We start from the raw sequence: 21,020 nt of genomic DNA, 5'->3' as shown, positions 1-21,020 counted from the left end.
GGCGACGACGCAAGTGATGAGTTCCATGCGCACACGCATCAAGATCTGCGGGCTGACCCGCGAACAGGATATCGACGCCGCCGTCTCGGCGGGCGTCGACGCCATCGGTTTTGTCTTTTACGCCAAGAGCAAGCGTTGCCTCGCTCCGCTGCGCGCCGCCCAACTGCGGCGCATGGTGCCTGCCTTCGTCGACGTTGTGGCGCTGTTCGTGAATCCGGCGCAGGACGAGGTGCAGGCCGTGCTGGACCAGGTGGGGCCCGAACTGCTGCAGTTCCACGGCGACGAAACGCCCCAGGACTGCGCCCGTTACGGCCGCCGCTTCCTGCGCGCCTTCCGGGCCGGCGCTCCCGGCCTGGATACCGCGGAAAACCTGGCGTCCGCGTGCCGCGCCTACGGCGAAGCCGCGGGCTGGCTGTTCGACAGCTACAGCGCCGGTTATGGCGGCAGCGGGCACGGTTTCGACTATGCCTTGCTCGACGACGTGAAGGCCGATCCGATCTCGCGGCCCTTGATCCTGTCCGGCGGTTTGAACGCCGAAAACGTGGGGCAGGCGGTGCATTCGCTCAAGCCTTGGGGCGTCGATGTGAGCAGCGGAGTCGAGGTCGAGCAAGGAATAAAAAGTTCTGATAGAATCTCGTTCTTCGTTTCCGCGGTGCATGCCGCAGACGCGATACTGAAGAGCGAAGCAGTGCTGATGAATAAGCAGCGCTGATTAGTGCAAAAGCGCTTCGAAGCGGTGGCAGTATTGGCGAAAGCCAAGGCAGTGCCTCAGTGCTTCGGACGCAATGAAAACGGCAAAAAATCTCCCAAGACGATTTGCACAGTTCAAAAAAGCACTATATAATTCTTCTTCTTTGCAGGCGGTTAGCTCAGCTGGTTAGAGCGCCACGTTGACATCGTGGAGGTCGTTGGTTCGATTCCAATACCGCCTACCAAATTCCTGCAAAGTGCTGTACAGCACGGCAAAAAGAAAGCCGCTAGATCATGGATCTGGCGGCTTTTTTGTTTTTGCCGTGGTGTAAAAAACGCTCGCGGAACGCGGGTATATAAAATCGCATGCGCGGAATCCGCGGAATGATTGCGCGCCGGAAATTGCCCGCGCCGCTTTTAAAAATAAATGTCCCGCCGCGTATGTCTTGCGAAGGGACGTGAAGGGCGATGCCTACGCTCAGTTCGGAGCAACGCCGCGGGACCTACTGCGCGCGGCGCGCCACCGCGCGCGGCACGTATCGCGGAACGCCGCCAGGCGGCGGTTTCCACGTCTTGGTCTGCGTCATCCAACCGGCTTCCCAGGCTTCGACCTTATCGCGCCATGCCGCGATGGTTTCCCCCGTGTGGGCGGGCATGGCCGCGGCGCGGTAGTAGGGGCAGTCCCACAAGGTCAATCCGTCGCGGGCGGCTTGCGCGCCCAGCTTTTGGATGTCGTCGCGTTGCATTGCAAAACCCTCCAAAAGTAGTTGATTGGCCGGCCTAGTATGGCGCCAGAACGCAACGATCCGCAATAGTATTGCAGCACTATCCCGCTGGACGGCGCCTGCCGGGACCGGACGCTTGCGCCTGGCAACGCGTATGCTTGCAGATCCTCAACTGCCGAAGCCGAAAACCATGTCCGCACTTCCCGCGCTGTCCCTGGCCGTCAAACCCGATTGGATCGACGAATACGGCCACATGAATGCCGCCCACTACGTGGGCGTGTTCGATCGCCAGGGCTTCGAGTTGCTGGGGCGTTACGGCGTCGGGGCGGACTACACCCGCCAGACGCGCTGCGGCATCTACACGATGAACATCCATGTCGCCTACCTGCGCGAGGTGCTGGCGGGCGACCCGCTGGAACTGCGTCTGCGCATGCTGGAAGCGGACGACAAGAGGCTGCTCTGCCTGATGGAACTGATACAGGCGCGCGACGGCTACCTGGCCGCCACCATGGAGCAATTGTCCCTGCACGTAGACTTGGAAACGCGTCGCGCCAAGCCGTTTCCCGCCGAGGTGGCGGCGCGGCTGGCCGGCGCTGCGCAAGACCATGCGCAGCACCCGCTGCCCGAGGGATACCGGCGGCTGCTGCCGCTCAAGCGCGTCTGAGCGGCGGCAGCCGCCGCTCCGGTTCAGCGCATCGCGAACGATTCCCGATGCAGCCGCCAGGAGCGCAGTCCGCCGGAATGGGCATGCAGCGCGTCGCCCAGGCCCTGGGGGCCGCAGAACCAGATGTCCAGCGGTCCGGCCATGCCCGCCTCCAATGCCTGGGGCGTCAGGCGCTGGCTCTGCGCGTCGCTGTGCACCGTGAGCGTCACCGGCGGCCGGGCGCGTTCGCAGAGCTGGTGCAAGCGTGGCAACAAGGGATCGGCGGCGGCGTCGCGGGTGCAGTAGTGCATGTGCGCGGGCTGCTGGCGCATGCGCGGGGGCTGGGCGCCGGGCTGGCGTGATTCGAGCAGCGAGAGGAACGGCGTTACCCCCACGCCTCCCGCCACCCATACCTGTCGGCGGCCGTGGCCGCCCTGGCCGTCGAAGCGGCCGTAGGGGCCTTCGATATCCACCTGCTGACCCGCCCGCAGCCGCTGGCCCAAGCTGCGGGTGTAGTCTCCCAGCGGTTTGATGACCAGGCGGAGCAAAGGCTCGCCTCGTTCGTCCGTGCCCAGGCTGCCCGGCGCGCTGGCGATGGTAAAGGGATGCGCGCCTTCGCCGCGGTGGAAGCGCACGAACGCGAACTGCCCGGGGCGATGCCCCGGCCAACTGGCCGGCAAGGCGCAGATCACCTCGACCGGCGCCTGTGGGCCATCGCCCAGCACGTGCACGGCATGGATGCGGCCGGCGTGGCGGCGCGCCCGGCCGACCCATCCCGCCAGCGACCACAAGGCCGCTGCGCTGCCCAGCGCCAGCAAGGCGCCCATGAGCGCGCCCAGCGGCAAGGCCCAGAAGCCCATGGGCATCAGCGCCACCGTATGAAACGCCAGCGCCAGGAACAGCAGCGGCATGGCGCGGTGCAGGAAGCGCCAGGGCTTGTAGGACAGCAGCCGGGTCAACAGCGCAATGGCCACCATGGCCAGGAGCAGGTAAAAGGCCCATTCGCCCAGATCCTTGGCCGCGTCCCGGAAGCCGGCAAGCCCGGGCAGTACGGCATCGCGGCCGGGCCTGCCGACGGTTCCCCACAGCGCCTTGATCCAGCCGCTGGACTCCTTGGCGCCCCAATGCAGGAGGGCGGTGAGCGCCGCGCCGACGCCAGCCCACTTGTGCAGGCGATAGACCTGGTCCATCCCGCCCAGCGGACGCTCCAGCCAAGGCAGGCGCAGCGCCAGGAGCATCGTCAGGCTCATCAGGCCAATGCTCCAAAGCCCCGAGAGGTACAGAACATGCCGGCGCAACAGCCATCCGCCCGCCGCGGCGCCCTGCGGGTCGACAAGAGGCAGCACGCCTGGATCGAGGGGCGCAACGGCCAGCCATGCCAGGGTAATGCCCAGCAGCCAGATACCCATCGCCATTTTGATACGCATGATGGTCTTCCTATGAGGTTCGCTGTGCCGGCAGCCTGCCGGACTTCGCGGACTATTCTGGAAGTTCCGTCATGAACTCAGTCTGAAGAGGTCATTCATCCGCCGTTCATGATGGCGGGTCCATCGGCCGGGATCGCGCATGCGCGGCGATGCCCGCGGGGCGCTCGGCAACGGGCCGGGGCCGCCCGCTACGGTATATTGCGGTGTTCCTTCAGACTCGGATTCGCCGTCCATGCGCCAGACCGCCAGGTCCCTGCTTTTCCTACCCGCCCTGTGGCTGGCCGGCTGCGCGGCGGGCACGGGGCCGGCCGCGCCCAAGGCCGGGATCGACGAGGCGCCGATGTACGGCGGAGCGGACCGCTCCGCGGCCGCCGACTTGAGGGCGGCCGACGACAAGCTGATCGCCGAGGCGACGCAAGCCTACGGATCCCGCGCGGGCGCGTCCCGGGCCTGGGTGGAGCAGGGATACCGCTTTTACCAGGCGGACCAGCCGGGCATGGCCATGCGCCGGTTCAACCAGGCATGGCTGCTGAATTCGAAGAATCCCGAGGTATACACCGGCTTTGCCGCGGTGCTGCATGACCAGGGCAGGTTCTGCGAGGCCATGAACATGATGGACCGGGCGCTCGGCATGGATCCGCCGTCGTTCCAGGGCATGTACGCGGACGCGGGACGGATCGCCGCAAGGTGCGCCGCCGAGGACAGGACCTTGCCGCCCGAAGCGCGCGTGGCGGCGACCTTGCGCTCGGACGCGCTGTACCGCAAGGGCGAGAAGGTGGAGCCGGACAAAGGCTATCTCTACGCGTCATGGGCCACCGCTTTCTACCGGCGGGGCCAGTACGCCGACGCCTGGTCCATGGTCTTCAAGGCGCGCGCGGCGGGCGGCAGGCCCAGCCCGGGATTCGTGGAAATGCTGCGCGTCAGAATGCCGGAGCCCGCGCAGCCCTGAGGGGCGCGCGATATCCCGTCGCCGATCATGATGAGAGTTCTGTGGCTCTGCCTGGGTTGCCTGATGCTGGCGTTGGGCGTCATCGGCGCCTTCCTGCCGGTCATGCCCACGACGATTTTCCTGATCCTGGCGGTCGCCTGCTTTTCGCGGTCTTCGCCCAGGCTGGAAAAATGGCTGCTGGAGAGCCCGACCTATGGCCCCGCGCTGCGCGCCTGGCGGGACCAGGGGGCCGTGTCGCGCAAGGGCAAGACCTATGCCTGCCTGGGAATGGCGGTCGGATATGTCCTCTTCTGGTGGGGCGCGCATCCCTCGTGGCGGCTTGCCGCCGCCGTCGCCATTTTCTTCGTGGCCAGCGCCGCCTATGTCGTCACCCGGCCGTCGCCGCGCGAGCCCGGTCCGGGCGGCGAGCCTCCCGGCGGCTAGGCGCCAGCGCCTGGCCCGCCGCCTTCAATGCGAATGCCTGGGGTCGCCGCGCGTTTCCACGACCTTCAGGTACAGGGTGGCGGGTTCCAGGCAGCCGCCGGTCGAAAGCTGGCCCACCAACTGGCGGTACAACTCCTGCCAGGGCGTCTGCGATTCGGGCGCCCGATAGCCGGGTTCCTGCCTGCGCCGCTCCATTTCCGTTTCGTCCACCAGCGCGGTGACCGTGCGCTGGTTCAGGTCGACGCGGATGCGGTCGCCGGTTCGCAGCAGCGCCAGGCCGCCGCCCACCGCGGCTTCCGGCGACATGTTCAGGATGGAGGGGCTGGCCGAGGTGCCGCTCTGGCGGCCGTCGCCCATGCAGGGCAATGAATCGATGCCGCGCTTGAGCAGGTGCGAGGGCGGGGCCATGTTCACCACTTCCGCGCTGCCCGGATAGCCGACGTCGCCGGCGCCGCGGATGACCAGGATGCAGTGTTCGTCGATGTTGAGCGCCGGATCCTCGATGCGCGCGTGGTAGTCCTCGGGGCCTTCGAACACGATGGCGCGCGCCTCGAAGGCGTTTTCCGAACCGGGTTCGGACAGGTAGGCGCGGCGAAAGGCGTCGCCCACGACCGACATTTTGATGATCGCGCTGTCGAAGAAATTGCCCGACAGGACGATGAATCCCGCGCGGTGTTTCAGCGGCGCGTCGCAGCCGCGGATGACGTCGGCGTCGCGGGTCCGGGCTTCGGCGGCGATGTCGCCGATGGTCCTGCCGGACACGGTGGGGCAGTCGACATGGAGGCGGCCGGCGGCGGCCAGTTCATGAAGCACGGCGGGCACGCCGCCGGCGCGGTGGAAGCCTTCGCCCAGGTATTCGCCCGCGGGCACGCAGTTGACCAGCAGCGGCACGTCTTCGCCCAGCCGCTGCCAGTCGGCCAGGCTCAGGTCGACCCCCATATGCCGCGCGATGGCGATGAGATGGGGCGGGCAGTTGCTGGAGGCGCCCAGCGCGGACGCCACCACGATGGCGTTCTCGAACGCCCGCCGCGTCAGGATATGGCTGGGCCGCAGGTCCGCGCGCACCATGTCGCAGATGCGCATGCCGGTGGCGTAGGCCATCTGGCCGCGTTCCCGGTAGGGGGCCGGAATGCTGGCGCAGGTGGGCAGCGACATGCCCAGCGCCTCGGCCAGCGAATTCATCGACAGCGCGGTGCCCATGGTGTTGCAGTGCCCGATCGACGGGGACGACGCGGTGGCCAGGGTCATGAAGCCTTCGTAGTCCAGCTTGCCGGCGGCCATCAGGTTGCGGGCATGCCAGATGACTGTGCCGGAGCCCACGCGCTGGCCGTCGTGCCAGCCGTCGAGCATCGGCCCGCCCGAGAGCACGATGGCGGGAATGTCGACGGTGGCCGCGGCCATGAGACAGGCGGGCGTGGTCTTGTCGCAGCCCGTGGTCAGCACCACGCCGTCCAGCGGATAGCCGTGCAGGATTTCGACCAGGCCCAGATAGGCCAGGTTGCGGTCCAGCGCGGCGGTGGGCCGGCGGCCCTGCTCGGCCAGCGGATGCACGGGGAATTCCATCGGAATGCCGCCTGCGTCCCGGATGCCGTCCCTGACGCGTTCGGCCAGCGCCAGGTGATGGCGGTTACAGGGCACAAGGTCGCTGCCCGTCTGGGCGATGCCGACGATGGGCCGTCCCGACTGCAGTTCCTGCCGCGTCAGGCCATAGTTGAGATAGCGCTCGACATAGATGGCGGTCATGTCGGCGTGCGTCGGGTCGTCGAACCATTTCTGGCTGCGCAGTTTGCGGGAAGTCTGTGACATGGGAACCTCGCATGCGCCCGTCGCTCGGCGGCCCGGCCGCTTTCGCTATGCGCGCTTGAGTTCGATCTCGACGAACACGAATTCGGTGTCGCCGGGGTTGATGACATTGTGCTCCACGCCCACGGGGCGGTAATAGGCCACGCCGGTGGTGAGCTGGCTGGTGACCTGGCCGTTGGGCGTTTCCAGCAGCAGCGGCCCGGTGGTCTGCGGGACGACGACGTAATTCATGCCGTGGCGGTGCCATCCCGTCTCTCCGCCGGGCGGGAAGCGCCATTCGGTGACGGTGACCTGCTCATTGTCGATCTGCACGGTCGGTATGGCGGCGGGGCGTTGCATCGGTGTATCTCCTGGTGGGTGACGAGAGCGGAAAATCGGCTCATGCCGCCTGCGCCCGGGACGGATCCCAGTGCTGGCCGGGCACGGCGGCGATGAGCTGCCGGGTATAGGCATGCCGCGGGTTGTCGAAGATCTGCGCGGGCGTGCCATATTCGACCACCTTGCCGCGATGCATGACCAGCACGGCGTTGCAGATCTGGGCGGCCACGCGCAAGTCATGAGTGATGAACACCAGTGCAATCTTCAGCCGTTGCTGCAGATCGTGCAACAGTTGCAGCACCTGCGCCTGCACGGACACGTCCAGCGCCGATACCGATTCGTCGGCGACCAGCACCTTGGGCTCCAGCGCGAGCGCGCGGGCGATGCCGACGCGCTGGCGCTGTCCGCCCGAGAACTCGTTGGGGTAGCGGTCGAAGGCGGACGGGTCCAGCCCCACCAGCGCCAGCAATTCGCGTGCCCGCGCCTCGGCCCGGGCCCGCGGCACGCCGTTGGCGGCCGGGCCGTCGCTGATGATGCGGCCCACGGTATGGCGCGGGTTGAGCGAGGCGTAGGGGTCCTGGAAGATCATCTGGATATCGTGGCGCAAAGGCCGGAAGCGCGCTTCCGGCATGGCCGCGATGTCCTGGCCATTGAAGACGAGCTGGCCGCCGTCGATGCCCACCAGCTTGAGCAGGCACTTGCCGATCGTGGACTTGCCGGAGCCGGATTCGCCCACGATGCCCAGCGTTTCGCCCTGCCGCACGCTGAAGCTGACGTCGTCCACGGCGTGCACTTCGCGCTTGCCGCCCAGCCAGCCGCGCCCGACCACGTAGGTCTTCTTCAGATTCCTGACGTCCAGCACGGGCCGCTCGTGTTCGGCGGCCGCGCGCTCGTCGCCGCGGCGGTGCGGCACCGCCGCGATCAGGCGTTGCGTGTAGGGGTGGCGGGGCCGGTTCAGCACCTCGTCCGCGGGGCCCTGTTCGACCACGATGCCTTTTTCCATGACGGCGACCCGGTGGGCGATCTCGGCCACCACGCCGAAGTCGTGGGTGACGAACATCACGCCCATGCCTTTCTCTTTCTGGATGCGGGCGATGAGCGCCAGGATCTGCGCCTGCGTGGTGACGTCCAGCGCGGTCGTGGGCTCGTCGGCGATCAGCAGCGCCGGTTCCAGCGCCAGCGCCATGGCGATCATCACGCGCTGGCGCTGCCCGCCGGACAGCCGGAAGGGATAGACGTGGTAGAGCGCGGCGGGGTCGGGCAGACCGACGAAGGCCAGCATTTCGAGCGTGCGCGCCATGCGCCGGGCGCCGGGGTAGGCGTCGTGCACCCGCATGACTTCGCTGATCTGTTCGCCCACCGTCATCAGCGGGTTCAGCGCCGAGAGCGGTTCCTGGAAGATCATCGCCATGTCCTTGCCGCGCATGGCCTGCAGGGCCGGCTCTTCCTGCCGCAGCAGGTCCTGGCCGCGGAACAGGATGCGGCCCTGCTGCGGCGCCAGGTAGTCGGGCAGCAGGCCCATGATGGCGTTGGCGCTCATGGATTTGCCGGAGCCCGATTCGCCGACGATGCAAAGGATCTCGCCGGACCGGATGTCATAGGAAACGTCCTGCACCGCGTAGGGGCGGTCGCCGCCCCGGGGCAGGGCGATGCTGAGGTTCTGGACGGACAGCAAGGGAGTGGATTCGGTCATGTCGTCCTCCTAGTCGCCGCGCTTGCGCAGTTGGGGGTTGAGCGCGTCGTTCAGGCCCTCGCCGATCAGGTTGATGGCCAGCACAGTCAGCAGGATGGCCACGCCGGGCCAGACGCTCATCCACCAGGCCTCGCGGATCATGGTGCGCGCCGCGCCGATCATGAAGCCCCAGCTCATCAGGTTGCGGTCGCCCAGGCCCAGGAAGGACAGGGCGGATTCCGTCAGGATGGCGGTCGCCACCATGAAGGAGGCCGACACGATGATGGGCGACATGGCGTTCGGCAGGATCTGGGTGCCCACGATGCGGGCCGGTGTCTGCCCGATCACGATGGCCGCCTGCACGAATTCGCGCTGCTTGAGCGTCATGAATTCCGACCGCACCAGGCGCGCCGCGGGCGGCCACGATACGACCGCGATGGCGCCCATGATGGAATAGATGGAAGGGCTCAGGATGGCCACCAGCACGACGGCCATGGCCAGTTGCGGAATGGTCTGGAAGAATTCGGTGAAGCGCATCAGCGCGTCGTCCGCCCGCCCGCCGCAGTAGCCCGCCACCGCGCCCACCAGAATGCCGAAGACCAGGGCCACGGCGGTCGACAGCAGGCCCACCATCAGCGATACGCGGGCGCCCCACACCAGGCCGGCGGTGATGTCGCGCCCCAGCATGTCGGTCCCGAAGGGATAGTCGGCATTGGTGAAGGGCGGGATCAGCGGATCGGCCACCATCATCCACGGCGACTCTTCGTACAGCAGCGGAGCGGCCAGGGCCACGATGACCACGATCAGCATGATGGCCAGGCCGGCCACCGCGCCGTAATTGCGCATATAGCGCCGGGCGAATGCCTTCATGCGGCGGCTCCTTGCTGCGCGCCCGCGGCGATGCGCGGATCGATGAGGCGGTACAGCACGTCGGTCGCCAGATTGAATACGACGACCATGATGGACGTGACCAGGAAAATGCCCAGCAGCAACTGGTAGTCGCGCTGGAGCAGCGCGTCGAACATCAGCCGGCCGATGCCGGGCCAGGCGAAGACGGTCTCGGTCAGCACCGCTCCGCCCGCCATCTGGCCCAACTGGATGCCGGCGAACGTGATGACCGGCAGCAGCGCGTTGCGCAGGACGTGGGCGCGGATCACGCGGCCGGGGCTCACGCCCTTGGCGCGGGCCGTCTTCACGAAGTCCATTCCGATCACTTCCAGCATGGAGGCGCGGGTCAGCCGCACGTACACGGCCATGAAGAAACAACCCAGCGTCACCGTCGGCAGGATGAGGTGCTGCGCGATGTCGCCGGCGCGGGCCCATCCGGACAGTCCGGCGCCGACGGTCTCCATGCCGAAGGCCGGCAGCCAGCCCAGCACCACCGAAAACAGCAGGATGCCCATCAGCGACAGCCAGAAGAGCGGCGTGGCGTAGAGCAGCAGGGCGCCCGTCATGACCGAGCTGTCGATCCAGCGGCGCTTGTTGCGGTAGCGGGCCTTGGCGGCCACCACGCCCAGGAACACGCCCAGCACGATGGAGAACACGAAGGCGCACGACATCAGCAGGAAGGTGGCCGGCAGGCGTTCCACGATGAGGTCCAGCACCGGCACGTGGTTGCGGTACGAAAAGCCCAGGTCCAGTTGGACCACGCCCTTCAGGTACAGCAGCAACTGGGTCATGATGGGCTTGTCCAGGCCGAAGGCCACGCGCAACTGTTCGACATAGGCGGCATCGCCCGCGCCGGCCTGGCCCGCCAGCACGGCGGCGGGGTCGCCCGGCGCCAGACGGATCAGGAAGAAATTGATGATCACCACGCCCAGCACGACCACCAGGGCCTTGCCGACGCGGGACACGAGGAAAGACAGGAATTTCATGCTTGGGCTCCTCCGTGGACGGGCGCCGTGCTTGCGTCGCGGCCGCAGGGAGCGCCGCCGCGATTGCCCGCGGCGGCGCTCCCCTCGGCGCTTACTTCTCGATGTACACGTCGTCGAACGTCTCGTTCAGGCCGATGGCGGTCTTGACGAGGTTTTTCACGTTGGCGCGATACAGCGTCGGGAACTCCATGTCCACCAGGAAGCCGTTGGCGATTTCATCGACCAGCGTGGTCTGCAGCTTGGTGTAGATCTCCTGGCGCTTGGCGGAATCCACTTCCGAGGCGGCGGCCTCCCAGAGCTTGTCGGTCTCGGGGTTGCTGTAGCCCTGCACGTTGGCGAAGGGCGAGCCCTTGACGATGTTCGACGAGATATAGAGGCGCTGCACGCCCAGCGCGGGGTCGCCGTACTGGTAGGTGAAGGTGGTCGTCATGTCGAAGTCCCAGTTGCCGGTGCGGCTGGCCCAGCCGCCCGCGTCGGTGGACTCCACGTTTACCTTGAAGCCCAGTTGCTCCAGGGCCTGCTTGGTGTATTCGCCCAGCCGGTCCCAGGTGGAGCCATAGGGAAAGCTCAGTTGGCGGATCGTGTAGTCCCCGGGCTTGATGCCGGATTCCTTGATCAGCGCGCGCGCCTTCTTCATGTCGAACGCCAGCGGCGGCATGTTCTTGTCGTAGAACATCTCGGTGGTGACGAAGGGGCTGGTGGAGACCTTGCCCAGGCCGAAGAAGATGTTGTTGACCACCAGGTTGCGGTTGATCGCAGCCATGACGGCCTGGCGCACCTTCAGGTTGTCGAAGGGCGGCTTGCGCATGTTGAAGATCAGGTAGGCCTGGGGCGAGAACATCTCCCAGCCGGCCGTGGTGTATTCCACCTTGGGCAGGGCGCGCAGGCGCTTGATGTCGACGTTGTCGACGTCGCCGCCGCGCAGCACGTCCACGCTGCCGCGCTCGAACGCCACCGAGCGCGAGGCGGCGTCGGGAATGACGTTGAACACCAGTTCGTCGAGGTAGGGCTTGCCCGGTTTCCAGTAGTCGGGGTTGCGGGTCAGCTTGATGTATTCGCCGCGCTTCCATTCCTTGAACATGAAGGGGCCGGTGCCGACCGGCTTCTGGTTGGCCGGGTTGGTCATGTAGTCGGTGCCGGCGTAGAGATGCTTGGGCATGATGGGGGCGAAGCCCGGCTCGAACATCAGCATGAAGGCGGGGAAGGGCGACTTCAGCTTGACCACGACCGTCTTCGCGTCCGGCGCCTGCACCGAATCCACGAACTTGTTCAGGATCACGCGCGCGCGGGCGTGGGTCTTGGGCAGCATGTCCGCCAGCGAAAACACCACGTCCTCGGCGGTGAAGGGCTTGCCGTCATGCCACTTGACGTTCTCTTGCAGGTGGAAGGTGTAGGTCAGCCCGTCCGGCGAGGCCTCCCAGGACTTGGCGAGGCCGGGCTGCGGCTTCAGTTCGGTGGAGTAGGTCAGCAGGCTTTCGTAGATCTTGCCCGCGACGAATTGCGTGGGGCCCTGCTGGTTGATGGCCGTGACGATCACGGGCGGCTCCGGCTGGACGATCATGTTCAGCGTGCCGCCCTTGGTCTGGGCCAGGGCCTGCGTGGCGGGCAGCGCGGCCGCGAGGACCAGTGCGCCGAGCTTCAAGGAGAACCATTTTTGCGATTTCACTGCGAGCCTCCGGGCTGGAAAAGGTGTGACAGGTGTCTGCCGGCGCGCGGCGGATGCCATGCGCCAGCAAGCAAACCTCATGCCACCTGCGTTTTCAGGGGTACTGCGGGTGGAGCCGCTACAACAATGCTTCGTCTGGGTGCTTTTCAACGCGCCGCGCACCATTGCGGCGAAACCGGCGGTGCGCGGGAGGCGCGATCGAGAATGCGCTGCGGCATGGCGGTAACCTCGTGGGGATGGAACGGGCGCTATCGGGGGCTGTTGTCCTCGCCGAAGTCCTCCCGCAGGCGAGCCAGAATGCCGAGCAGATGCGCATGCATGGCGTGGCGCGCGCGGATCGGATCGCGCGCCTGGATGGCGATCAGAATGCGTTGATGCTCGGCCTCGGCCGCGGCCCAGACCTTGGTGTTGACGAAGTAATCCTGCATGCGGCTGTACACCGAACTCGCCTGCGTCAGTTCCCACAGCCGGGCCACCGCGGCCGCGACCGCGGCATTGCCGCAGGCAGCGGCGATGGCGTTGTGGAATTCGCGGTCGTGCCGGCCGGGGGAATCGGTCAGCGACATGCCTTCATGGGCGTCGCGGATGGCCGCGATCTGGGCCGGCGAGGCCTGTTGCGCGGCCATGCCCGCGCACTCGGGTTCGATCAGCATGCGCGCCTCCAGCAGGTCGAACGGGCCGATGTCGTCGTGCTCGGTCGCGGCGCGTCCGGGGGCGCCCAATGCCGAGGGAAACCCGGCGCCTTCCCGGGTGACGAATACGCCCGTGCCCACGCGCACGTCGACATAGCCTTCGATTTCAAGCGCGATCAGGGCTTCGCGGATGGATGCGCGGCTGACCTGGAGCCGTTCGGCCAATTCCCTTTCGGACGGCAGCCTGCCGCCGCGGGGGAATTCGCCCGCCCGGATCCGGCCGGCGATCTGGTCGGCGATCACGCGATACAGGCGGGTGACGGCAACGGCTTGGTAGGTGCTCATCTGTCGGAGTCGCGAGAACGCATGCCAGTGGTCAGGCCACCAATATAGGCATCCCCTCATTGAATAAGAAGGGAAATTTCATGCTTCGAGGGAAAACGATCACAGGGATTCCACCTCTTTCGCAGCGGTGGTCAGGCCAGCTAGGGCGGTGTGATCCAGAGGGAGGCGGGGAAAGGGAAAGCAGGGGGAAGGGATGTCATGGCGCGCCCGGCGGCGGCCTACCGGGCTTCGTCGTCCGGCTCGGGCGTCTGGGTGAAGGCGCGCACCAGGCGGGCGATGCCGTCCAGTTCGTCATGCGCGCCCACCACCCATTCGGGGGTTTCGAAGGGGCTGTCCGACGGGGCGTCCTCCAGGCCGGCCTTCAGGTCGTTGAGCAGTTCCAGCGCCATGCCGGTGGCCTGGGGACTGCTGCGGGTGGAAAGGGCGATGGCGATCGCCAATGCCTGGCGCATGGCCAACAGGCGGCCATCCAATTCAGTGCCCATGGTGGTGTCCTCGTTGTGCGGCTTGAATGGCTGCATTTTACGTGCCAAGGTTTGCGCAAGATCAAAGGGGGGTGGCCGGCACGGGGGAATAATTCAGGGTATGCAAGCCGCCCTACGTCCTTTACCGCCAGAAACCCAGGCCCCCGCGGTCGCCAAGCCCTTTTTTCCGCCCCAGTTGCTGGCCAGGCTGGACAAGAACGGGCCCCGTTACACCTCCTATCCCACCGCGGACCGGTACCACGCCGGTTTCGGCGAACTGGACTACCGGCTGGCGCTGCGGCAGCGGCGCGCCACGAGTCCGGACGAGTCCCTGTCGCTCTACGTGCACATCCCCTTCTGCGAGTCGGTCTGTTACTACTGTGCCTGTAACAAGGTGGTGACCCGCCACCATGACCGCGCCGCCCGCTACCTGGACGCGCTCGCCGCCGAGATCGGCTTGCACGTGCGGGAACTGGGCGAGGGCGTGCCCGTGTCGCAACTGCATTTCGGCGGCGGTACGCCCACTTTCCTTTCCGATGCCGAACTGGCCCGCCTGATGGCGGACCTGCGCCGCGCGTTCCGCTTCGAGCCCGACGCCGAACTGTCGGTCGAGGTGGATCCGCGCACGGCGACGCCCGAGCGGCTGGCCTACCTGCGCGAACTGGGCTTCAACCGCCTGAGCTTCGGCGTGCAGGATTTCGACCCGCGCGTGCAGGTCGCGGTGCATCGCGTGCAGTCCTTCGAGGACGTGCAGGCGCTGGTGCGCAGCGCCAGGGCGCTGGCCTACGATTCGGTCAACGTGGACCTGATCTACGGCCTGCCGCTGCAGACCACGGAATCCTTTGCCCGCACCATCGCGCAGGTCGTCGAACTGCGGCCCGACCGCATCGCGCTCTATGCCTATGCCCATCTTCCCTCGCGCTTCAAGCCGCAACGCCGCATCAACGAGGCCGACCTGCCGGACCGCGCCACGCGGGTCGGCCTGCTGGGCGCCGCCATCGACGGTTTCCTGAAGCAGGGGTACACCTACATCGGCATGGACCATTTCGCCCTGGATTCCGACTCGCTGGCGATCGCCAAGCGCCGCGGCGAACTGCATCGCAACTTCCAGGGCTACAGCACGCAGCCCGACCGCGACCTGGTCGCCCTGGGCGTGTCGGCCATCGGGCGCATCGGCGACACCTACAGCCAGAACGCGAAAGGGCTGGACGAGTACTACGCCGCCATCGAGGCGGGACGGTTCGCGGTCGAAAGAGGGCTCGTGCTGAGCGGGGACGATCTGGCGCGGCGCGAAGTCATCATGGACGTCATGTGCCAGGGCCGGGTGGATTTCGCGCGGATCGAGGCGCGCCACAAACTGCGGTTCGGCGACTACTTCAGCCAGGAACTGCTGCAGATGGCCAATCTGGCCGAACTGGGCCTGGTCGACCTGCGGCCTGGAGAACTGCACGTGACCGGCCTGGGCTGGTACTTCGTGCGCGCCGTCGCCATGGCTTTCGACCGGTATCTGCAGTCGGCGGCCAGCGGCGCCAGCTACTCGCGCATCATCTAGGCGCCGCGGGCGATGGCGGCTGGCCGCCATCGTCAGTCATTCGAGAATTTCTCGCGCAGGTACAGCGCCAGCGACAGGTCGTCGGAAAGCTGCAGCTTGCGCATGGCGCAGCGCTTGTGCGTGCTGATGGTCTTCTTGCTGCGTACCAGCCGCGCCGCGATCTGCGTCACGGAAAGGCCCTGGCTGATGTGGCGCAGTATCTCCACTTCCGAGGCCGTGAGCGTCTCGTGCGGGGCGGTGGGCTCCCGGGCCTGGATCCTGCCGTCGTGCACCGACAGGAACGTGTGCTTGCCGCCGAGCACGCCGCGGATCATTTCCGGCAGCAGGCCCATGCCCCATTGCTTGGCCAGATACCCGTTGGCGCCCGCGCGGAAGGCGGCGTACTGGGTTTCCTGGCGGTTGCCGGCCGAGAACGTGATGATCGCCATGTTGGGGTGATAGCGGCGCAGGCGCCGCAAGTAGCTCACGCCGTCCCAGGGTTCCAGGGGCAGGTAGAAATCCACCAGCGCCACGTCGCAGGGCGAATGGGACAGCTTTTCCAGCAGCCCTCGCGAGGAGGTTTCCTGGTGCAGGACCCGGAAGCCGGGCCGGCTTTCCAGGTAGGCGCCCACGCCCACCGCGATGACGGGATGGTCGTCGAGGATGGCGACGTTGACGACGGGCGGCGGGCGCGACATGAGCAGGTGCTGGCGCGTGCCGGGGAGGTCGCCGGCATCGGCGCGCGCGGGGGTCGAAGAGGGAAGCGCTTCGGTGTTCGGCGCTGAGACAGGTTTCATCTGTGCATCCACAGTCGGTTTGGGCGGAATGCCGGCGGCCGGCCCCGCGCTGGGTTTGCCATCGGTCCTAGATTCGAGTGGGCAGATTACGTTTTCGTCTGGCTATCCGCACAGGAAACGCGCCAAAATCGGACTGTTGCACCCTAGTGCGCTGGGCCGACCAGGCGGGCGGGAAGCATGCCAAAGAAGATTCTGCTGTTGGGCAGGGACGGGCAGTTGGGCTTCGAGCTGCGGCGCAGCCTTGCGCCCTTGGGCGAGGTCGCGGCAGCGGGCAGGCGCGATTGCGACCTGACCCATCCCTTGCAGTTGGCGCGGCTGGTTCGCCGGGAAAAGCCCGACGTCGTCGTCAATGCCGCCGCTTTCACCGCCGTCGAGCGCGCCGAAGAGGACCCGGTGCGCGCGATGCGGATCAATGGCGAAGCGGCGGGCGAGCTTTCCGCGCTCGCCGCCAGCCGCGGCGCGCTGATCGTGCACTATTCGTCCGACTACGTCTTCGACGGCGCCAAGCCCGGCCCGTACGCCGAGGACGACGCGCCGGCGCCCCTGAATGCCTATGGACGCAGCAAGCTGGCGGGAGAACGCGCCGTCCAGGCCGCGAATCCCGCCCACCTGGTGTTCCGGACCTCCTGGGTCTACGGGGTCGTGGGCGACAACTTCCTGAAGACCGTGCTGACGGCGCTGCGCCAGGCCAGGGCGCTGCGGGTGGTGGACGACCAGCGCGGCGCTCCGACGGGCGCGGCCTACATCGCCGACGCGACCGCGCTGGCCGTGGCGCGCTACCTGGAGAACGGCGGGGACGGCTTTCCGTTCGGCCTGTACCATCTGGCGGCCGCGGGGGCGGCCAGTTGGCACGAATACGCCTGTTTCATCGCCGCGCAGGCCGGGCGCGCGGGCCTGCCGGTCGATTCGAGGCCGCAGGACATCGAGCCCGTGCCTTCGTCGCGGTATCCGGCCGCGGCGCGCCGGCCCTCGAATTCCTGCCTGGACACCCGCCTGCTTGCCCGCGTGTTCGGCATCCATGCGCCGCCCTGGCAAGAGGGTGTGGCCCACGCGTTGGCAACCCTGGCCGGCTGCCGCGGCCTGGGGTAGGGGGCCATGCCGGACTGTCGCGCTTTCACCACGGAAAAGACGTAAATAGTGCTACAATCGTCGACGATAAGCGCAGCTTTCATTGACTGCGCCCCGCACAGGCTCCAAGACCATGTTTTTCCCGCTGGCACGAACTACGACCCGGAACTTTCGCCCTATGTCGCGTTAGTTTTTTCGTGCGTCGGGTTTCTCCGTGTCAGGTCAGCGGCAGGACTCAGCAAGACAATCAACAGAACGCGGCTTCCAGGCCGCGTTTTTCGTTTCCGTTTTTTGATTTTCAGTTCCAAGAACCTCCCAGGAAATACTCCCGATGGTACAGATCACATTGCCCGATGGTTCGCAGCGCCAATATCCGGGGCCGGTAACGGTTGCCGAAGTGGCGCAATCGATCGGCACGGGCTTGGCGAAGGCCGCCCTGGGCGGGCGAGTCACGTTTGAGGGCGCGGAATCCAGGCTGGTCGACACCAGCTTCCGCATCGAGGGCGATGCCCGCCTGGCGATCGTGACCGCCAAGGACGCCGACGGCCTGGACCTGATCCGCCACTCCACGGCCCACCTGCTGGCCTATGCCGTCAAGGAGCTGTTTCCGGACGCCCAGGTCACCATCGGTCCGGTGATCGACAACGGCTTCTACTACGATTTTTCGTACAAGCGCCCGTTCACGCCCGAAGACCTGGCCGCCATCGAGAAGAAAATGGCCGAGCTGGCCAAGAAGGACGAAGTCGTCACGCGCGAAGAATGGTCGCGCGACGACGCCGTCGAATTCTTCAAGGGCATCGGCGAAAAGTACAAGGCCGAGATCATCGCCTCGATCCCCTCGAACGAGACGCTCAGCCTGTACCGCGAAGGCGACTTCGTCGACCTCTGCCGCGGCCCGCACGTCCCGTCCACGGGCAAGCTGAAGGTCTTCAAGCTGATGAAGGTGGCCGGCGCCTACTGGCGCGGCGACAGCAAGAACGAGATGCTCCAGCGCATCTACGGCACGGCCTGGGCGACCAAGGAAGAGCAGGAAGCCTATCTGCACATGCTGGAAGAGGCCGAGCGCCGCGACCACCGCAAGATCGGCCGCGAACTCGACCTGTTCCACTTCCAGGACGAAGCGCCCGGCCTGATCTTCTGGCACCCCAAGGGCTGGGCCCTGTGGCAGCAGGTCGAGCAATACATGCGCGCCGTGTACAACAACAACGGCTACCAGGAAGTCAAGGCGCCGCAGATCCTGGACCTGTCGCTGTGGAAGAAGACGGGCCACTGGGACAACTACCGTGAAAACATGTTCACGACCGAGTCCGAGAACCGCGTCTACGGCCTGAAGCCGATGAACTGCCCGGGCCACGTGCAGATCTTCAATTCCGGCCTGCACTCCTATCGCGAACTGCCGCTGCGCTATGGCGAATTCGGCCAATGCCACCGCAACGAACCCTCGGGCTCGCTGCACGGCATGATGCGCGTGCGCGGTTTCACGCAGGACGACGGCCACATTTTCTGTACCGAAGAACAGCTCCAGGACGAATGCGCCGACTTCACGGCCCTGCTGCAGAAGGTCTACCGCGACTTCGGCTTCACCGAGGTGCTGTACAAGGTCGCCACGCGTCCTGAAAAGCGCATCGGCTCGGACGAAGTCTGGGATACGGCCGAACAGGCGCTGATGGAAAGCCTGCGCCGCACGGGCTGCGAATTCGAGATTTCGCCCGGAGAAGGCGCGTTCTACGGCCCGAAGGTGGAATACACCCTGAAGGACGCCATCGGCCGCCACTGGCAATGCGGTACGATCCAGGTCGACTTCTCCATGCCCGTGCGCCTGGGCGCCGAGTACGTGGACCAGAACGACCAGCGCCGCCCGCCGGTCATGCTGCACCGGGCGATCCTCGGTTCGCTGGAGCGGTTTATCGGCATGCTGATCGAAAACCACGCCGGCGCGATGCCCCCTTGGCTGGCCCCGGTGCAGGCCGTCGTATGCTGCATTTCCGAACCTTCCGCCGATTATGCGGCGGAAATCACGCAAAGCCTGAAAAAACAAGGCTTTAGAGTAGAGTCCGATTTGCGTGGTGAAAAAATCACTCGTAAAATTCGGGAGCACAGCCTGCAAAAGGTGCCGTACATCCTTGTCGTCGGCGACAAGGAGAAACAAAACGGCACCGTAGCCGTACGCGGTTTGGGCGGATTGGACCTTGGCGCCATCGCATTCGACGACTTCGTCGCGCGCTTGTCCGAGGATGTGTCCACCCGCCGCGACGTCGTCAACCCTGACAGCAGCGCTGCTTAACATTTCTAGGAGCTTTCAACATCGCCACTGAAAAAGCCAATCGCATCAACGGTGAAATCCGCGTCCCCGAGGTGCGCCTGATAGGTCTGGACGGAGAACAGCTCGGCATCGTCAAGATCGCCGACGCATTCCGTCTTTCCGAGCAAAACGACGTGGATCTGGTGGAAATCGCGCCGAACGCCGAGCCGCCGGTCTGCCGTTTGATGGACTACGGCAAATTCAAGTACCAAGAGCAGAAGCGCCAGGCCGAAGCCCGTTCCAAGCAAAAGGTCATCCAGGTCAAGGAAGTCAAATTCCGTCCGGCCACCGACGAGGGCGACTACCAGGTCAAGCTGCGCAACCTGCGCCGCTTCCTCGAGGAAGGCGATAAAGCCAAGGTGACGCTGCGTTTCCGCGGCCGCGAAATGGCCCACCAGGAACTCGGCATGCGGGTGCTTGAACGTGTGCGCGACGATCTGCTGGAACTTGCCCAGGTCGAAGCCATGCCTAAGCTCGAAGGCCGTCAGATGGTCATGGTGCTGGCGCCCAAGAAGAAGGCCGTGCCCGCGGGCAAGCCCGAATCGGCGGCCTGAGCTCCAGCCTCGGCCTCTTGGGAGGCCCGGCCGCTCGTTCAACCCGCCGTCCGCTCCGTGGACCGGCGGGTTCGCTTATTGGGCGGCTCTGCGCTACGATGTCACAAAGCCGCCTTCCCGCGAGGGAAGGCGGCGTCCGTTCAGGGTGTCGCGATGCACGTTTTGTTCGTTTTGGATCCCTTGCCGCTGCTGAAGGCGTACAAGGACAGCTCAGTCGCCATGATGCGCGCCCTGGTGGCGCGCGGCCATACGCTCAGCGTGGCCATGCAGGGCGATCTCTACATCGAGGGCGGCACGGTCAAGGCCGTCGCCACGCCCATCGAACTGGCCGCGGACGCCGATCTGCACGGCCACGACTGGTGGCGCGAGTCCGCCGCCCAGGATCTGCCGCTGGCGGAATTCGGCGCGGTGGTCATGCGCAAGGATCCGCCGTTCGACATGGAATACGTGTATTCCACCCACCTGCTCGAATACGCCGAGGCGCAGGGCGCCAGGGTGTTCAACGGCGGCGCCGCGATCCGCAATCACCCGGAAAAGCTGGCCATCACCGAAATCAGCGAGTTCACCGCGCCCACGCTGGTGACCCGCAACATGGCCCGCCTGAAGGCCTTCCATGACGTGCATCACGACGTCATCGTGAAGCCGCTGGACGGCATGGGCGGCACCGGCGTGTTCCGGCTCCAGCCCAAGGACCCGAACCTGAACGCCATCCTGGAAACGCTGACGGACAACGGCGCGCGCACCATCATGGCGCAGCGCTACATCCCCGACATCGTCAAGGGCGACAAGCGCATCCTGCTGATCGGCGGCGAACCGGTGCCGTACTCGCTGGCCCGCATCCCGCTGGCCGGAGAAACGCGCGGCAACCTGGCGGCCGGCGGACGCGGCGTCGCCCAGGCGCTGTCGCCGCGCGACCGGGAAATCGCCGAGGCCGTGGCGCCCAAGCTCGCCGCGCGCGGCCTGCTGCTGGTCGGCCTGGACGTCATCGGCGATTACGTCACCGAAGTCAACGTCACCAGCCCCACCTGCTTCGTCGAGATCGCGGAACAGACTGGCTTCGATGTCGCGGGCATGTTCGTCACGGCGCTGGAAAAAGCCGTGGCGGCCAAAGCCTCGGCCTGAACTCCCGGAATCCGC

General features: G+C 66.3%; 20 protein-coding genes and 1 tRNA gene. 10 read left to right on the top strand and 11 right to left on the bottom strand.

The annotated features are described in order from the left end of the window. Positions 1-16: 16 nt before the first annotated feature. Positions 17-712: a phosphoribosylanthranilate isomerase gene (locus tag AVE30378_RS08950; protein ID WP_129240502.1), complete on the top strand. Its 696-nt coding sequence runs from the start codon at positions 17-19 to the stop codon at positions 710-712. Between the two features lie 146 nt (positions 713-858). Further along, a tRNA-Val gene (locus tag AVE30378_RS08945) sits at positions 859-935 on the top strand. Positions 936-1,193: 258 nt separating this feature from the next. Here the strand turns inward: AVE30378_RS08945 and AVE30378_RS08940 are convergent. Next, entirely contained in the window at positions 1,194-1,436 is a 243-nt protein-coding gene (locus AVE30378_RS08940) for a CrpP-related protein (RefSeq protein WP_129240501.1), read from the bottom strand. A gap of 169 nt (positions 1,437-1,605) precedes the next feature. Between AVE30378_RS08940 and AVE30378_RS08935 the strand changes: the two genes are divergently transcribed. Further along, the gene (locus AVE30378_RS08935; protein WP_129240500.1) at positions 1,606-2,079 is read left to right on the top strand and encodes a thioesterase family protein; all 474 of its coding nucleotides are present in this window, start codon (positions 1,606-1,608) and stop codon (positions 2,077-2,079) included. Between the two features lie 23 nt (positions 2,080-2,102). Here AVE30378_RS08935 and AVE30378_RS08930 read toward each other — a convergent pair whose 3' ends face one another. Next, positions 2,103-3,485, bottom strand: coding sequence for a ferredoxin reductase family protein (locus AVE30378_RS08930; RefSeq protein ID WP_129240499.1), 1,383 nt, complete (start codon positions 3,483-3,485; stop codon positions 2,103-2,105). A 232-nt stretch (positions 3,486-3,717) separates the two neighbouring features. On the opposite strand from AVE30378_RS08930, the gene AVE30378_RS08925 reads away from it, so the two are divergent. Then, a complete protein-coding gene (locus tag AVE30378_RS08925) occupies positions 3,718-4,434 on the top strand; it encodes a tetratricopeptide repeat protein (RefSeq protein WP_129240498.1) in 717 nt (238 codons plus the stop codon). Positions 4,435-4,461: 27 nt separating this feature from the next. After that, positions 4,462-4,857, top strand: a complete 396-nt coding sequence (locus AVE30378_RS08920) for a YbaN family protein (protein WP_129240497.1) — start codon at positions 4,462-4,464, stop codon at positions 4,855-4,857. Positions 4,858-4,881: 24 nt separating this feature from the next. Here the strand turns inward: AVE30378_RS08920 and AVE30378_RS08915 are convergent, their stop codons facing one another. The 8 genes from AVE30378_RS08915 to AVE30378_RS08880 form a co-directional block, all read right to left on the bottom strand. Further along, positions 4,882-6,663: an IlvD/Edd family dehydratase gene (locus tag AVE30378_RS08915; protein ID WP_129240496.1), complete on the bottom strand. Its 1,782-nt coding sequence runs from the start codon at positions 6,661-6,663 to the stop codon at positions 4,882-4,884. Between the two features lie 45 nt (positions 6,664-6,708). Then, complete coding sequence (locus AVE30378_RS08910) at positions 6,709-6,999, bottom strand: cupin domain-containing protein (RefSeq protein ID WP_129240495.1); 291 nt, start codon at positions 6,997-6,999, stop codon at positions 6,709-6,711. A 40-nt stretch (positions 7,000-7,039) separates the two neighbouring features. Further along, positions 7,040-8,671 carry an ABC transporter ATP-binding protein gene (locus AVE30378_RS08905; protein ID WP_129240494.1) on the bottom strand — a complete coding sequence of 544 codons (1,632 nt, stop codon included), beginning with the start codon at positions 8,669-8,671 and terminating at the stop codon, positions 7,040-7,042. A 9-nt stretch (positions 8,672-8,680) separates the two neighbouring features. Continuing rightward, a complete protein-coding gene (locus AVE30378_RS08900; protein ID WP_129240493.1) occupies positions 8,681-9,520 on the bottom strand; it encodes an ABC transporter permease in 840 nt (279 codons plus the stop codon). Further along, a complete protein-coding gene (locus AVE30378_RS08895) occupies positions 9,517-10,524 on the bottom strand; it encodes an ABC transporter permease (protein ID WP_129240492.1) in 1,008 nt (335 codons plus the stop codon). The genes AVE30378_RS08900 and AVE30378_RS08895 overlap by 4 nt, the downstream gene beginning before the upstream one ends. Positions 10,525-10,615: 91 nt before the next feature. Then, positions 10,616-12,190 carry an ABC transporter substrate-binding protein gene (locus AVE30378_RS08890; protein WP_129240491.1) on the bottom strand — a complete coding sequence of 525 codons (1,575 nt, stop codon included), beginning with the start codon at positions 12,188-12,190 and terminating at the stop codon, positions 10,616-10,618. 248 nt (positions 12,191-12,438) lie between these two features. Beyond that, a complete protein-coding gene (locus AVE30378_RS08885) occupies positions 12,439-13,167 on the bottom strand; it encodes a FadR/GntR family transcriptional regulator (protein ID WP_129240490.1) in 729 nt (242 codons plus the stop codon). A 218-nt stretch (positions 13,168-13,385) separates the two neighbouring features. Continuing rightward, positions 13,386-13,652 (bottom strand): hypothetical protein, encoded by a 267-nt coding sequence (locus tag AVE30378_RS08880; protein WP_129240637.1) that lies wholly within the window; start codon positions 13,650-13,652, stop codon positions 13,386-13,388. Positions 13,653-13,752: 100 nt separating this feature from the next. On the opposite strand from AVE30378_RS08880, the gene hemN reads away from it, so the two are divergent. Then, on the top strand, positions 13,753-15,183 hold the full coding sequence (hemN, locus tag AVE30378_RS08875; RefSeq protein WP_129240489.1) for an oxygen-independent coproporphyrinogen III oxidase: 1,431 nt from the start codon (positions 13,753-13,755) through the stop codon (positions 15,181-15,183). A 32-nt stretch (positions 15,184-15,215) separates the two neighbouring features. Here the strand turns inward: hemN and AVE30378_RS08870 are convergent, their stop codons facing one another. Continuing rightward, on the bottom strand, positions 15,216-15,959 hold the full coding sequence (locus AVE30378_RS08870; RefSeq protein ID WP_129240488.1) for a response regulator: 744 nt from the start codon (positions 15,957-15,959) through the stop codon (positions 15,216-15,218). 177 nt (positions 15,960-16,136) lie between these two features. On the opposite strand from AVE30378_RS08870, the gene rfbD reads away from it, so the two are divergent. The 4 genes from rfbD (at position 16,137) to gshB (ending at position 21,005) form a co-directional block, all read left to right on the top strand. Then, positions 16,137-17,048 carry a dTDP-4-dehydrorhamnose reductase gene (rfbD, locus tag AVE30378_RS08865; protein ID WP_129240487.1) on the top strand — a complete coding sequence of 304 codons (912 nt, stop codon included), beginning with the start codon at positions 16,137-16,139 and terminating at the stop codon, positions 17,046-17,048. Positions 17,049-17,358: 310 nt separating this feature from the next. Then, a complete protein-coding gene (gene thrS / locus AVE30378_RS08860) occupies positions 17,359-19,311 on the top strand; it encodes a threonine--tRNA ligase (RefSeq protein WP_129240486.1) in 1,953 nt (650 codons plus the stop codon). 20 nt (positions 19,312-19,331) lie between these two features. Further along, positions 19,332-19,883: a translation initiation factor IF-3 gene (infC, locus tag AVE30378_RS08855; protein WP_076812461.1), complete on the top strand. Its 552-nt coding sequence runs from the start codon at positions 19,332-19,334 to the stop codon at positions 19,881-19,883. A 153-nt stretch (positions 19,884-20,036) separates the two neighbouring features. Next, positions 20,037-21,005 carry a glutathione synthase gene (gene gshB, locus AVE30378_RS08850; RefSeq protein WP_129240485.1) on the top strand — a complete coding sequence of 323 codons (969 nt, stop codon included), beginning with the start codon at positions 20,037-20,039 and terminating at the stop codon, positions 21,003-21,005. Positions 21,006-21,020 lie beyond the last annotated feature (15 nt).

This window comes from Achromobacter veterisilvae, assembly GCF_900496975.1.
Lineage (GTDB): Bacteria > Pseudomonadota > Gammaproteobacteria > Burkholderiales > Burkholderiaceae_B > Achromobacter > Achromobacter veterisilvae.
Note: the sequence above shows the minus strand (reverse complement) of the source record. Positions and strands in the feature narration are given on the sequence as shown.

Coding starts and splice junctions, on each gene's coding strand:
- AVE30378_RS08950 (WP_129240502.1), top strand. CDS start 17: ATGAGTTCCATGCGCACACGCATCAAGATCTGCGGGCTGACCCGCGAA.
- AVE30378_RS08940 (WP_129240501.1), bottom strand. CDS start 1,436: ATGCAACGCGACGACATCCAAAAGCTGGGCGCGCAAGCCGCCCGCGAC.
- AVE30378_RS08935 (WP_129240500.1), top strand. CDS start 1,606: ATGTCCGCACTTCCCGCGCTGTCCCTGGCCGTCAAACCCGATTGGATC.
- AVE30378_RS08930 (WP_129240499.1), bottom strand. CDS start 3,485: ATGCGTATCAAAATGGCGATGGGTATCTGGCTGCTGGGCATTACCCTG.
- AVE30378_RS08925 (WP_129240498.1), top strand. CDS start 3,718: ATGCGCCAGACCGCCAGGTCCCTGCTTTTCCTACCCGCCCTGTGGCTG.
- AVE30378_RS08920 (WP_129240497.1), top strand. CDS start 4,462: ATGATGAGAGTTCTGTGGCTCTGCCTGGGTTGCCTGATGCTGGCGTTG.
- AVE30378_RS08915 (WP_129240496.1), bottom strand. CDS start 6,663: ATGTCACAGACTTCCCGCAAACTGCGCAGCCAGAAATGGTTCGACGAC.
- AVE30378_RS08910 (WP_129240495.1), bottom strand. CDS start 6,999: ATGCAACGCCCCGCCGCCATACCGACCGTGCAGATCGACAATGAGCAG.
- AVE30378_RS08905 (WP_129240494.1), bottom strand. CDS start 8,671: ATGACCGAATCCACTCCCTTGCTGTCCGTCCAGAACCTCAGCATCGCC.
- AVE30378_RS08900 (WP_129240493.1), bottom strand. CDS start 9,520: ATGAAGGCATTCGCCCGGCGCTATATGCGCAATTACGGCGCGGTGGCC.
- AVE30378_RS08895 (WP_129240492.1), bottom strand. CDS start 10,524: ATGAAATTCCTGTCTTTCCTCGTGTCCCGCGTCGGCAAGGCCCTGGTG.
- AVE30378_RS08885 (WP_129240490.1), bottom strand. CDS start 13,167: ATGAGCACCTACCAAGCCGTTGCCGTCACCCGCCTGTATCGCGTGATC.
- AVE30378_RS08880 (WP_129240637.1), bottom strand. CDS start 13,652: ATGGGCACTGAATTGGATGGCCGCCTGTTGGCCATGCGCCAGGCATTG.
- hemN (WP_129240489.1), top strand. CDS start 13,753: ATGCAAGCCGCCCTACGTCCTTTACCGCCAGAAACCCAGGCCCCCGCG.
- AVE30378_RS08870 (WP_129240488.1), bottom strand. CDS start 15,959: ATGAAACCTGTCTCAGCGCCGAACACCGAAGCGCTTCCCTCTTCGACC.
- rfbD (WP_129240487.1), top strand. CDS start 16,137: ATGCCAAAGAAGATTCTGCTGTTGGGCAGGGACGGGCAGTTGGGCTTC.
- thrS (WP_129240486.1), top strand. CDS start 17,359: ATGGTACAGATCACATTGCCCGATGGTTCGCAGCGCCAATATCCGGGG.
- gshB (WP_129240485.1), top strand. CDS start 20,037: ATGCACGTTTTGTTCGTTTTGGATCCCTTGCCGCTGCTGAAGGCGTAC.